The organism is Pseudomonas sp. MF7453, assembly GCF_016405455.1.
GTDB classification, from domain to species: Bacteria; Pseudomonadota; Gammaproteobacteria; order Pseudomonadales; family Pseudomonadaceae; genus Aquipseudomonas; species Aquipseudomonas paralactis.
The window spans coordinates 268,777-281,585 of the sequence record NZ_JAEKCN010000009.1 but is presented as its reverse complement, the minus strand read 5'-3'; the positions used below and the strand labels follow the sequence as shown (position 1 = coordinate 281,585).

The window sequence follows — 12,809 nt, the reverse complement described above, 5'->3', positions numbered from 1 at the left end:
ACCCACACGAATTGCTTGATTCAGTTGTTAAAGAGCGGTTGGTTAAGATCTTTCGTCTCAACCGAGGCGCGCATTCTACAGCAGCCTCATTTGCTGTCAAGTGATTATTTTCAGAAGCTTTCGAAGAATTCTTCAACAACTTCAACCACTTGCGCTTAGGATCTCTCCGAAGCGGGAGGCGAATTCTACAGCGTTACACGCTGCTGTCAACACCTCTTTTTCAACTTCCTTTTGGCTTCGATGAACTGAAGCAACTTGCTGTCGAGAACTGCGTAACTCATTGTTTACCAAGGAGTTTTCCGTTTCGACTGCGCCGGAAGTGGGGCGAATTATAGGCTCCCAGAATCTGCCGTCAAGGGTTAATTACACTTTTGTTGCAGAAGGCGTTTTTTTAGCAATAAGGCGAGGGATTCGGCGCATCACCGGCGGCACCCGCAACAGCAGCAGCAGCGCACCAATGGAAGCATAGACAGCCCACTCTTTCAGATCTGCCCGAACTATCCAGAGCATGTGCAGCAAGCCCAACCCCAGAATCACATAGACCAAGCGATGCAACTTCTTCCAACGACTACCCAGCCGTCGCTGGCTGTAGCGATTGGATGTGACGGCCAGCACCAATAAAGCAAGAAACCCCAACGCCCCCACAATTATGTAAGGCCGCTTGCGCAGCTCTACGCCGAGCTGGGACCAATCGAGCCCAAGGACGAACACGCAATATGCCGCCAAATGCAACACCACATAGGCAAAGCACCACAACCCCAGTTGCCGCCGTACCGCTATCCACCCCGCCCAACCGCTCAACTTCTGCAGCGGCGTCATCCCAAGCGTGATCAGCAGCAGGATCAAAGTACCCAGCCCCAGGCGATCGACCAGCACTTTGCCCGGATCAGGCCCCAGGGCAAAACTCCAAGCCTCATATAGCCAGAGCAAAGGCCAAACCGCCGCAGCGATAAAGACCCCAATGCGCCAGATTGGAAAACGCATCAGTAGTTCTTCCGCAGGTCGAGGCCTGTATATAGAGAGGCGACCTCTTCCGAGTAGCCATTGAACATCTGCGTATCGCGCACGTTCGGACTGAACAGGCCGCTGGGTAGACGTCGCTCCCGCGCCTGAGTCCATCGTGGATGATCGACCGTGGGGTTCACGTTTGCATAGAACCCATACTCATCTGCCGCAATGCTTTGCCAGGTGGTTTTCGGCTGCTCGCTGACAAGACTAATCCGCACGATGGATTTGACACTTTTGAAGCCGTACTTCCACGGCACCACCAAGCGCAACGGCGCACCATTCTGGTTAGGCAGCTCGCGTCCATACATGCCCACGGCGAGGATCGCCAGCGGGTTCATCGCCTCATCCAGCCGCAGTCCTTCTACATAAGGCCAGTCGATCAAACCGAAACTGGAGCGCTGCCCTGGCATGCTCTTCGGATCCTGGAGGGTTTCGAAACGGATGTACTTCGCTTTAGAGGTAGGTTCAACCTGCTTGAGCAAGGCCGAGATCGGGAAACCGATCCACGGAATCACCATCGACCAGGCTTCAACACAGCGCAGTCGATAGATCCGCTCTTCCAGCTCATAAGGCTTCATGAAGTCTTCCAAGGCATAACGCCCAGGCTTGGCTACCTCACCATCAATCACAACACTCCACGGCTCGGTCTTGAGCGAACCTGCATTCGCCGCCGGGTCGCCCTTGTCGGTACCGAACTCATAGAAATTGTTGTAGTGGGTTGCGTCCTTGAACGGCGTGATCGCCTCGTCTTTGACCGTCACCGCCTGCCACTTCGTACCAGCAAGCTTCTCGGCAAACCAGTTGGGCGCCCTGCCCGCTTCGACATCGGCATAACGCGCTGCATCTTGCGCACTGGCCCAACGCGGCAAGCTACTGGCGGCAATGCCGGCCAGCGCACCGCCGAGCAAGCTGCGACGAGACAAATAGAGGGATTCAGGCGTGACATCCGATTCGTGACAATCGGACGCTTTGGGTAGTTTGATTAACATGGCAACTCCGCAGCATTGGAGAACTGATGCACCAATAGACTGCGGAGTATGGGGGAAATTACATTAAGGCAATGTTTTGTCCCGGCGCAGACGCAGCAAATACTGAATCGGACCAGAAGCGGCGTAAACCAGGAACGCCAGCAGCAGAATCCGCGGCGGATCGCTGAACACCACTGCGAACACCAGCACTACCACAAGGATCGCCACGAAAGGCACGCGGCCTTTGAGATCCAGTTCCTTGAAGCTGTTGTACTTGATATTGCTGACCATCAGCATCCCGGCCGCTGCAACCATCAACGCTACCAGGAACGACATCTTCGACCCCTGGATGCCGTAATCACTGAACGCCCAGACGATACCTGCAACGACGCCAGCTGCTGCCGGGCTGGCAAGCCCGATGAAGTAACGCTTGTCGGCAGTGCCCACCTGCGTATTGAAACGTGCCAGTCGCAACGCGGCACCTGCGACATAGATAAAGGCAACCATCCAGCCAACCTTGCCCATGTCACCCAATGCCCAGGCAAATGCCAGCAATGCGGGGGCAACACCGAAGGCGACCATGTCCGACAGCGAGTCGTACTCGGCGCCGAAAGCGCTTTGAGTATTGGTCATACGCGCCACGCGCCCATCCAGGCCGTCGAGCACCATGGCCACGAAAATGGCGATAGCAGCAAAACCGAAGTATTTGCTGGCACTCGCCGCATCACCTGCCGCCAGCGCACTCTGGGCACTCATGGAGTTGATGATGGAATAGAAGCCGGCAAACAGGTTTGCCGTGGTAAACAGGTTGGGCAGCAGATAGATGCCACGATGCCGGACCTTGCGGCCTTCGGCGTCATGCCCTTCTTCGACATGTTCATCGATCGGCAGCATGCTTTCGGCGTCGGAAGCCTGATTTGGCTCTTCGGGACGTTCGCTCATGGACTTTACCTTGCAACGGTGTGAAAAAAATTCGACAGATACTTGCGGCGAGTGTTCGCCCGCAAACGATGCAGCTTTATACCAGAACCAACCCCTCAAACGAAAAAACGCGGCCTAAGCCGCGTTTTCCCTTGATGCGTACGACTTAGTTCTTGGCTTTGTCGACGATCTTGTTGGCACCGATCCACGGCATCATGGAGCGCAGTTGCTCGCCGATGACTTCGATACCGTGAGCGGCGTTGTTACGACGCTTGGCGGTCATCGAAGGGTAGCCGGTAGCGCCTTCGCTGATGAACATTTTGGCGTATTCGCCGTCCTGAATACGTTTCAGGGCGTTGCGCATGGCCTGACGGGACTCGGCGTTGATCACTTCAGGGCCGGTCACGTACTCGCCGTACTCGGCGTTGTTGGAGATCGAGTAGTTCATGTTGGCGATACCGCCTTCATACATGAGGTCAACGATCAGCTTGAGTTCATGCAGGCATTCGAAGTAGGCCATTTCCGGCGCGTAGCCAGCTTCAACCAGGGTTTCGAAACCAGCTTTTACCAGCTCAACGGTACCGCCGCACAGAACGGCTTGCTCGCCGAACAGGTCGGTTTCGGTCTCGTCCTTGAACGTGGTTTCGATGATGCCGGTACGACCGCCACCCACGCCAGCAGCGTAGGACAGGGCTACGTTCTTGGCGTTGCCCGACGCGTCCTGGTAGATCGCGATCAGGTCAGGGATACCGCCGCCTTTGACGAACTCGGAACGCACTGTGTGGCCCGGTGCTTTCGGCGCGATCATGATCACGTCGAGGTCAGCGCGCGGCACAACCTGGTTGTAGTGAATCGCGAAGCCGTGGGAGAAGGCCAGGGTAGCGCCCTTCTTGATGTTCGGCTCGATTTCGTTCTTGTACAGCGAGGACTGGAACTCGTCCGGGGTCAGGATCATGACCAGGTCGGCAGCCGCGACAGCAGAAGCAACGTCAGTCACTTTCAGGCCATGGGCTTCAGCCTTGGCGACAGTGGGCGAGCCTTTACGCAGGCCAACGGTCACGTCAACGCCGGAGTCTTTCAGGTTGCACGCTTGAGCGTGGCCCTGGGAACCGTAGCCGATGATGGCGACTTTCTTGCCCTGGATGATCGACAGGTCACAATCTTTATCGTAATAAACTTTCATGAGGTTCCTCTATATATCCAGGCCGTAAGGCCATTCGCTAATTTGGGTTAGATGCTGAGTACTTTGTCGCCACGGGCAATCCCGGTGACACCACTGCGTACGGTTTCCAGAATCGAGGCCGTCCCGATCGACTGGATGAAGCTGTCCAGCTTGTCGCTTGTACCGGTCAGTTGAACGGTATAAACGCTGGCGCTCACATCGACGATCTGCCCGCGATAAATATCGGTAGTGCGCTTGATCTCGGCACGCTGGGCGCCTGTGGCCTTGACCTTGACCAGCATCAGTTCGCGCTCGATGTGGGCGCTTTCCGACAGGTCGACCAGCTTGACCACTTCGATCAGCTTGTTGAGGTTCTTGGTGATCTGCTCGATCACCTCATCGTGGCCTACGGTGGTCAACGTCAGGCGCGACAGGGTCGGGTCTTCGGTCGGGGCCACGGTCAGGCTTTCAATGTTGTAGTTGCGTTGCGAAAACAGGCCGACAACACGGGACAAGGCGCCGGGTTCGTTCTCCAGAAGCAGGGAGATAATATGCCGCATGATTAAGTACGCTCCGTCTTGTTCAGCCACATGTCGCGCATAGAGCCGTCTTTGATTTGCATCGGATAGACGTGCTCGCTGGTATCGACCTGAATATCGATGAACACCAGACGGTCCTTCATGGCAAACGCTTCTTCCATCTTCGGCTTCAGATCTTTCAAATCAGTGATGCGAATGCCGACGTGGCCATAGGCTTCAACCAACTTGATGAAATCCGGCAACGATTCCATGTAGGAATGGGAGTGACGGCTACCGTAGCTCATGTCCTGCCATTGACGAACCATGCCGAGCACGCCGTTGTTCAAGCAGACGATCTTCACTGGAAGGCCGTATTGCAGGCACGTCGACAGTTCCTGGATGTTCATCTGGATGCTGCCTTCACCGGTGACGCAGGCAACGTCGGCATCCGGGAAGCTCAGTTTCACACCCATGGCCGCAGGGAAACCAAAGCCCATCGTGCCCAGGCCACCGGAGTTGATCCAGCGGTTAGGCTTGTCGAACTTGTAGTACTGCGCCGCGAACATCTGGTGCTGGCCCACGTCGGAGGTCACAAAGGCGTCGCCCTTGGTCACTTCGCACAGGGTTTCGATCACGGTTTGTGGCTTGATGATGCTGCCGTCACCCTTGTCATAAGGGAACAGGCCGCGATCACCGCGCCATTCGTCAATCTGCTTCCACCAGCTGGCAACGGATTCCTTGTTCGGCGCCTCGCCAATGTCCTTGAGCGCGGCAACCATCTCGGTCAGCACGCTTTCCACCGGCCCAACAATCGGCACATCGGCCTTGATGGTCTTGGAGATGGACGCCGGGTCGATGTCGATATGGATGATCTTGGCATTCGGGCAGAATTTGCTCGCACCGTTGATCACACGGTCATCGAACCGCGCGCCCACGGCCAGGATCACGTCAGCGTGGTGCATGGTCAGGTTGGCGGTGTAGCTGCCGTGCATGCCGAGCATACCGACGAACTGGCGGTCCGTACCCGGGAATGCGCCGAGGCCCATCAGGGTGTTGGTCACCGGCAGGTTGAGCAGCTTGGCCAGCTCGGTCAGTGGCGCGGAACCGCCGCCCAGAATCACGCCACCGCCGGAGTACAACACGGGGCGCTTGGCCGCCAGGAGCATTTCTGCTGCCTTGCGGATCTGCCCCGAGTGCCCACGGACGGCCGGACTGTAGGAACGCAGCTTGGCTTTCTTGGGAAAAACGTATTCGAATTTTTCGGCCGGGTTGGTCATGTCTTTCGGGATATCGACCACCACAGGGCCGGGGCGACCGGACTGTGCGAGGTAGAACGCCTTTTTCATGACTTCCGGGATTTCCGACGCGTGCTTGATCATGAAGCTGTGTTTCACGATCGGCCGGGAAATACCGATCATGTCGGTTTCCTGGAAAGCGTCGGTGCCGACCATGGTGCTAGGCACCTGGCCAGAGATGATCACCATCGGGATGGAATCCATATACGCAGTCGCGATGCCGGTAATGGCATTGGTTGCGCCTGGGCCGGACGTTACCAGCACCACGCCGGCTTTACCGGTGGCACGGGCGTAACCGTCAGCCATATGGGTCGCGGCCTGTTCGTGGCGAACCAGGATGTGGGTAACAGCCGGTTCCTTGAACAGTGCGTCGTAGACATGCAGCAGAGCACCACCTGGGTACCCGTAGATATAGTCGACGCCTTCGTCACGCAAAAAGCGGACGAGCATCTCACCGCCAGATAAAAGCTCCACGTTGTTCACCTCTAAAACGCCAGAATACCGTCCGTTAAAAACCGACGGGTCTTAATAGGTTTACTTCTCAACAGAGCATGAGCGACGGTGGTCGCCGACTACGTCAGCACTGACTGAGCAAGTATTGGGATCGTCCCAAGTGTTGCGGGCTTTTCCCACCCAGCGCGAGGTAACGCGTTGCGGGTGTTACAGGTCGGCGCGGATGTGCGCCTCATGATCTGCTGAGCGGGCCTGCTTCTGGCAGTCCCGATACAGCGGACTTTGGATTCTTCTGTTTCAGGCCCTTCAAGTCAAGCAATAATTGCGCTTTTTTCCAACTAAGCGCATGTGAACGTAGAAGAAAGGGCTGTGAGGAGGGATAAAACTCGCCTGAATGTCGTCAAGCGGTAGAAATGTGCGCAAGACTGCCGGAAAACCCGGCAGTCAGGCAATTAACGAGCGTCGACGATCAATTGGTCGAACTTTTTCAGCGCATTACGCAAGCCGAGGCTCTCCCGCGGCCGGTCGGCGTAGACCATCTCGGCCATTTCCAGGATCCCCGACGCATTCGGCAAGGGCAGGTCCTGTTCCAGGATCTGCTTCATACGCGCGAGGAAGATCCACTGCAGCCACTGGTGGAAGTCCAGAGTATCGACGGAAAAGGGTTCGACACTGCTGAGCGCTTCAGCACCCGGCGACTCTTCGTCCCACCAGCCCTGCACGCGCAGCTCTCGCTCGATCAGCAATAACTGTTCGGCAATCGCGGGAAAACGCGCATCCATCAGAGGCTGACCTTGGCTTTTTGTCGCGCCTGGGCGGCACCTGCAGCATCACCCTGAGCGGCACGCGCATCACCGATCAAGGCCCACAGGCTGGCTTGCAGGTCTGGTCGGCCATTGGCCAGGCTCAAGCCGCGCCGAGCGAATTGTTCCGCCTGTGGCGCATCGCCCTGAGCCATGCGCACCTGGGCCAGGCGATACAGCACTTGTGGCTCGCGAGGCGCCACGCGCTGGGCACGTTCAAGGCTCGACGAGGCGCCGTTCAGATCGCCACCCGCTTGCTGCTGTTGTGCGGTGGTCAGCAGCGCCAGCACCGGGCCATCGAGCTGTTCGTCAGCCGACAACCCGCCGGAATTGGACGATGACGGAATACCGCTCGGCGTCGAAGGCATGTTGTAGGTGCCCTGATTGACCGGTGCAGTTTGAATCGGTGTGGAGTTCACCGGCCCGGACGTACTTGGGCCTGGGGTCCATGGCTCGGCACTGATAGGCGCCGAGGTCGCAGCACCACTGCCGGGCACCATCACCACCACGCCGGAATCCTGGGGAATTGCCTGGGTTGCAGCTTGGGCAGGCCGTTTGACCACGGTCTGGCGGAAGCCACCATTGGCCGAAATGCGGTCGTTATTGGAAACGGACGTGCTTGAGTCCACCACCGGGATGGAGCCGCGCTGCACGCTGGAGCAACCGCCGAGCAAAGCCAGAGCCGTAATGGCTGGAATCCACAACTTGTTCACTTGAAACCCTCTTTGCTTAATTCATCCAGCCCTTGACCCAATCCATCACCGAATCCGCATCAGCAGGGGCACTGCCACCGCACGCGGCGCCGGGTGGTGGTTCGCTGCCGCGAATATACGGCATCTGCACCGCGCCCGGACAGTTGGCATCCGAGCCTTGGCCCGTGTGCGGATCAATCCAGGCCTGCACGATGTTGTCCGGCTGCGGCATGTTGAGCGGCAACGGGTCAGCTTTACGCATAAAACTGGTCCACACCTGCAGCGCGCCGGTCGCGCCGGTAAACGGTGTCTTGCCGTTATCGTCACGCCCCAGCCACACCACCGCCAATACATCCTGGCCGAACCCTGCAAACCAACTGTCACGCGAGTCGTTACTGGTACCGGTCTTGCCTGCCAGCGTCAGGTTCGACGGCAGCACGCTGTAGACCGAGCGCCCCGTACCCTCACGCATCACGCGCTGCATGGCGTTCTGGATCAGGTAGATAGAACCCGCATCGAAACGCTGCTGGATCTGGAACGGGTAGCGCTTGAGCGGTTCGCCTTCGGCGGTCAGCACACTGCGGATCCCGCGCATCGGCGTATTGAAACCACCGTTGGCGAGGGTCTGGTACATGGTCGCCACTTCCATCGGGGTCATGGCCGCAGCGCCCAGAAGCATGGATGGGAATGCCGGGAACTCACGTTCCACCCCCAGTCGCGCTATGGTTTTCAGCACATTCGGCACGCCGACTTCAAGCCCCAGGCGTGAGGTCGAAATATTGTAGGAATGCGCCAGCCCCTGATACAGAAACACCGTACCGTGGGAGCGGCGATCGAAGTTCTTGGGCGTCCATACCTGGCCATTCGCGCCCTTGACCGACAACGGGTCATCCGACAGCCAACTGGTCAGCGTGTACTTGCTGGGCTTTTCCAACGCACTCAGATAGACCGCCGGCTTGACCAGCGAGCCAATCGGCCGCACGGCGTCCAGTGCCCGGTTGAAGCCGGCGAAACTGGCCTGGCGGCTGCCGATCATGGCCTGGACTTCACCGGTTTCCGGGTTGGTCACCACCATGGCGGCTTCGACTTCATCCGAGCCTTTACGGCCGGTCAGACGCTTGAAGGTGTCGTTGACCGACGCCTCGGCCTTCATCTGCAGGATCGGGTCGAAGCTGGTGAAAATCCGCAAGCCCTCTTCGGTCAAGTCTTCGTCACGGTAGTCTTCACGCAACTGGCGCTTGACCAGATCGATAAAGCCGGGGAATGAGCTATCCGCCAACTTGCCGCGAGTGGTCACACCCAGCGGCATTTTTTTCGCAGCGGCCACCTGCTCAGCCGTGGCGACGCCCTGCTGTTCCAGTACATCGAGGACCAGGTTGCGACGCTCAAGCGCCCGCTCCGGGTTGCGACGCGGGTTGTAATAGGACGGCCCCTTGACCATCCCCACCAGCAACGCGACCTGATGCAACTTCAACTCGGACAACGGTTGCCCAAAGAAGAACTGGCTGGCCAATCCGAAACCGTGCACCGCGCGCTGGCCATCCTGACCGACGAACACCTCGTTAAGGTACGCCTCAAGGATTTCCTGCTTGCTGTAATGCAGCTCCAGCAACATCGCCATCATGGCTTCGGTAAGTTTGCGGGTGAGGCTGCGCTCGTTGGTCAGGTAGAAGTTCTTGACCAACTGCTGCGTGAGCGTACTGCCGCCCTGGGTCATCTTGCCGCCAGAGGTGTTGACCCAGACAGCGCGGGCAATCGACTTCGGCGAGACGCCCCAGTGGCTGTAGAAATCGCGGTCTTCGACCGCCACCAGGGTTTCCAGCAAATAAGGCGGTACCTGATCAAGCTTGATCAGGATGCGATCTTCAAGGTTTTTCGGATAAATACCGCCGATCATCAACGGTTCCAGGCGCACTACCGGCAGCTTGGAGCCATTGAGCGAGGACAGTTCAGCCACATAGTCGCCGGAGAAACGCACGCGTACCGGCTGAGCTTTTTCCAGGCCTTCGTAGAACTGGAACCCACGGGTATTGAGGTCGACGGTGTTGCCGCTGACGGCTGCGGCGCCGGGGCCATTGCTCACAGGTTCGCGGCGATAGCCCAGTGCGTCGAGCTCGGTAAGGAAGTCTTCTTTGCTCAGCTTCTGGCCGGAGAACAGTTCCAGCGGGCGTGCATACACCTTGGCCGGAATCGTCCAGCGCTTGCCGGAGAATTTTTCCTGCACCACGGCATCGAGGTACACCGCAAAGCCGGCGACCACTACAAGGCCAACCAGGCCCAGCTTGAGCGCCCAGCCCAACCAGGGGCGCAAGCTGCGGGAAGGAGGTTTTTTACGGGAACGGGGAGATCGGGTTCGAGTCATGGCGGCGGATTATACGCACTTTATTGATGATCAACATGAGCCGGACAGCGGTTTGCACGACTGGCATCAGCAGCCATAATGGCCGCCATGATTTCTCCCAGACTTTGAAGGATCGCCCGTGAGCCAGTCCCTGATCGCTGCCCTGCAAAACCCGGCTTTGTACCCTCATCCGGTTGAAGCGTTTCAAGTTATCGAGACCCATATTTCCTGGGTGGTACTGACAGGTCCTTATGCTTATAAATTGAAGAAACCGATGAACTTCGGATTTCTGGATTTCACCGACCTGGAAAAACGCGGCCACTTCTGCAATGAGGAGCTGCGTCTGAACCAGCGCTTGACCAAAGACTTGTATCTTGAAGTGTTGCCGATTACCGGCACTGCCGACGTGCCGCAGTTGGGCGGCGACGGCCCGGTGATCGAGTACGCGCTGAAAATGCGCCAGTTCCCGCAAAGCCAGATGCTGAGCACCCTGCAAGCCAACGGCGAACTGACCAATGGCCACATCGACGAGATGGCCAGGCAGATTGCGCACTTTCACCTCACCGCGCCCAAAGTCCCGCAAGAGCACCCGGCCGGCACGCCGGATGAAGTCATGGCGCCGGTACGCCAGAACTTCGACCAGATTCGTCCATTCCTCAGCGACAAAGCCGACCTGACGCAACTTGAGGCCTTGCAAGCCTGGGCCGAAAGCAGCTTCGAGCGCCTCAAACCGCTGCTGGAGCAACGCAAGCTCAATGGTTTCACTCGCGAATGCCACGGTGATATCCACTTGGGCAATGCCACCCTGATTGACGGCCACGTCGTGATCTTCGACTGCATCGAGTTCAACGAGCCTTTCCGCTTTACCGATGTGTACGCCGATACCGCCTTCCTCGCCATGGACCTTGAAGACCGTGGGCTCAAGTCCCTGGCGCGCCGCTTCATCAGCCAGTACCTGGAACTGACCGGTGACTATCAAGGCCTGGAGGTGCTGAATTTCTATAAAGCCTACCGTGCGCTGGTACGTGCAAAAGTTGCGCTGTTCAGCATGCCGAGCGAGGCAAGCCCGGTGCAGCGCGCCACTACCCTGCGCCAGTACCGCAACTACGCCAACCTCGCGGAAAGCTACAGCACCATCCCGTCGCGCTTTTTGGCAATCACCCATGGTGTTTCGGCGGTGGGCAAGAGCCATGTTGCCATGCGCCTGGTCGAAGCCCTGGGCGCCGTACGCCTGCGTTCGGATGTGGAGCGCAAGCGCCTGTTTGGCGAGCAACAAGTCGAAAACACGCCACAGGCCGGCATCTACAATCAGGACGCGAGCACTGCGACTTACGCACGTCTGAATGAAATTGCCGAGACCGTACTGCGCGCCGGTTACCCGGTGGTGCTGGATGCAACCTTCTTGAAACAGGCACAACGTGACGCGGCAGCCCAGATCGCCGAAGCCACCGGTGCGCCATTCCTGATCCTCGATTGCAACGCACCTCAAGCGGTTATTACCAGTTGGCTGGCACAACGTCAGGCGGATCTAAACGATCCGTCCGACGCAACGCTGAGCGTTATCCAAGAGCAGCAAGCCAGTCGTGAGCCGCTGACGGCGCAAGAGCTGCTGTTGAGCAAGCGTGTGGAGACCAATGAAAGCGGGACTCTCGATGCGTTGGTCGCGCAGATTCGCCAGCGCCTGCCGGGCCTGTAAGAAATATTTCTTGGTCGTGTCGCCTACATTGGCGCACGACCGAGCAATAGAGCCACTATAATGACATCATCCCCAACAGGAGTCGCTATCGTGAGTCAGCCCAAGCTTCTTGATACCCCGCTCTATGCGCTCCTGCACAAGGACGACATCCGAGGCTTCAACCAGCAGCGCCCTCAAGACGGCCCCATCGACATGCGCGGTGGCGACTTCCGAGGGCTGGACCTGCGAGACCTGAACGCCGCAGGTGTTGACTTCACCGACGCCTATTTTCGCTCTGCCGACTTGCGCGGCCTGGACTTACGCGACTGTTCGCTGGAAGGCGCCAGCCTGGCTCACGCGCAGATTTCCGGCACTTACTTCCCACCCGAGCTCACGGCTGACGAGATCCTGATGTCAGTCAACTTCGGCACTCGCCTGCGCTACCGCATCAAGTAACCCCCCTTCTGAGCCCCGGCTTCGCCTAAAGCGAGCCGGGCGTTTCCCGCCTGCCCTTCAGCTAAAGCATCGCCACATTCTTATAAGCTTTTCAGCCGCTCCTGCCCAAAGAACTGCGTTTTTCCTACTGAGCGCTACACTCATTTTCAGGCTGCCTGGTCACGATACCCACCGCACCATTCGGCCGTCGCAAGGAGGCTTGATGAACGATGAGCTGCAACACCTGAAAAACCTCGGCAAGACGTCAGCGCAGTGGCTGCATGCGGTGGGTATCCACAGCGCGTCTGACTTGCGCCGCCTGGGCGCGGTCGATGCTTACCGAGCCGTACGGACTCGCGGCTTCCGAGCTTCGAAAGTCCTGTTGTACGCAATTGAAGGCGCGTTGATGGATGTGCACTGGAACGACCTTCCCTCTGAACGCAAGGAGGCGCTGAACCGCCAGTTGGACGCTCTGTCAGCGCGCCAGAAAAACTAGATCTTCCCTCAAGCCCAATGTTTACCCGTATTACAAACGAGC

General features: G+C 58.1%; 12 protein-coding genes. 3 read left to right on the top strand and 9 right to left on the bottom strand.

The annotated features are described in order from the left end of the window. Positions 1-363: 363 nt before the first annotated feature. The 9 genes from msrQ to mrcB all read right to left on the bottom strand — a co-directional run bounded on the left by msrQ (position 364) and on the right by mrcB (position 10,182). A complete protein-coding gene (msrQ, locus tag JFT63_RS16480) occupies positions 364-984 on the bottom strand; it encodes a protein-methionine-sulfoxide reductase heme-binding subunit MsrQ (protein WP_057703344.1) in 621 nt (206 codons plus the stop codon). Further along, entirely contained in the window at positions 984-1,997 is a 1,014-nt protein-coding gene (msrP, locus tag JFT63_RS16475; RefSeq protein WP_057703343.1) for a protein-methionine-sulfoxide reductase catalytic subunit MsrP, read from the bottom strand. Before msrP ends, msrQ begins: the two co-directional genes overlap by 1 nt. 63 nt (positions 1,998-2,060) lie before the next feature. Further along, entirely contained in the window at positions 2,061-2,918 is an 858-nt protein-coding gene (gene pssA, locus JFT63_RS16470; protein WP_034100654.1) for a CDP-diacylglycerol--serine O-phosphatidyltransferase, read from the bottom strand. Positions 2,919-3,063: 145 nt separating this feature from the next. Continuing rightward, positions 3,064-4,080: a ketol-acid reductoisomerase gene (ilvC, locus tag JFT63_RS16465; RefSeq protein WP_057703342.1), complete on the bottom strand. Its 1,017-nt coding sequence runs from the start codon at positions 4,078-4,080 to the stop codon at positions 3,064-3,066. Between the two features lie 47 nt (positions 4,081-4,127). Then, positions 4,128-4,619 carry an acetolactate synthase small subunit gene (gene ilvN / locus JFT63_RS16460; RefSeq protein ID WP_003176102.1) on the bottom strand — a complete coding sequence of 164 codons (492 nt, stop codon included), beginning with the start codon at positions 4,617-4,619 and terminating at the stop codon, positions 4,128-4,130. 2 nt (positions 4,620-4,621) lie between these two features. Continuing rightward, a complete protein-coding gene (locus tag JFT63_RS16455) occupies positions 4,622-6,346 on the bottom strand; it encodes an acetolactate synthase 3 large subunit (RefSeq protein WP_122734182.1) in 1,725 nt (574 codons plus the stop codon). A gap of 431 nt (positions 6,347-6,777) precedes the next feature. Beyond that, complete coding sequence (locus JFT63_RS16450) at positions 6,778-7,107, bottom strand: YqcC family protein (RefSeq protein ID WP_186563122.1); 330 nt, start codon at positions 7,105-7,107, stop codon at positions 6,778-6,780. Then, complete coding sequence (locus JFT63_RS16445; protein ID WP_057703341.1) at positions 7,107-7,841, bottom strand: tetratricopeptide repeat protein; 735 nt, start codon at positions 7,839-7,841, stop codon at positions 7,107-7,109. Before JFT63_RS16445 ends, JFT63_RS16450 begins: the two co-directional genes overlap by 1 nt. Before the next feature lie 16 nt (positions 7,842-7,857). Further along, entirely contained in the window at positions 7,858-10,182 is a 2,325-nt protein-coding gene (mrcB, locus tag JFT63_RS16440) for a penicillin-binding protein 1B (protein WP_057703340.1), read from the bottom strand. Between the two features lie 118 nt (positions 10,183-10,300). Here mrcB and JFT63_RS16435 point away from each other — a divergent pair, with 118 nt between their 5' ends. The 3 genes from JFT63_RS16435 to JFT63_RS16425 all read left to right on the top strand — a co-directional run bounded on the left by JFT63_RS16435 (position 10,301) and on the right by JFT63_RS16425 (position 12,767). Beyond that, positions 10,301-11,857 (top strand): bifunctional aminoglycoside phosphotransferase/ATP-binding protein, encoded by a 1,557-nt coding sequence (locus JFT63_RS16435; RefSeq protein WP_198844311.1) that lies wholly within the window; start codon positions 10,301-10,303, stop codon positions 11,855-11,857. 90 nt (positions 11,858-11,947) lie between these two features. Beyond that, positions 11,948-12,292, top strand: a complete 345-nt coding sequence (locus JFT63_RS16430) for a pentapeptide repeat-containing protein (protein ID WP_198844310.1) — start codon at positions 11,948-11,950, stop codon at positions 12,290-12,292. Positions 12,293-12,494: 202 nt separating this feature from the next. Further along, the gene (locus tag JFT63_RS16425; protein ID WP_005791418.1) at positions 12,495-12,767 is read left to right on the top strand and encodes a TfoX/Sxy family protein; all 273 of its coding nucleotides are present in this window, start codon (positions 12,495-12,497) and stop codon (positions 12,765-12,767) included. Positions 12,768-12,809: the final 42 nt, after the last annotated feature.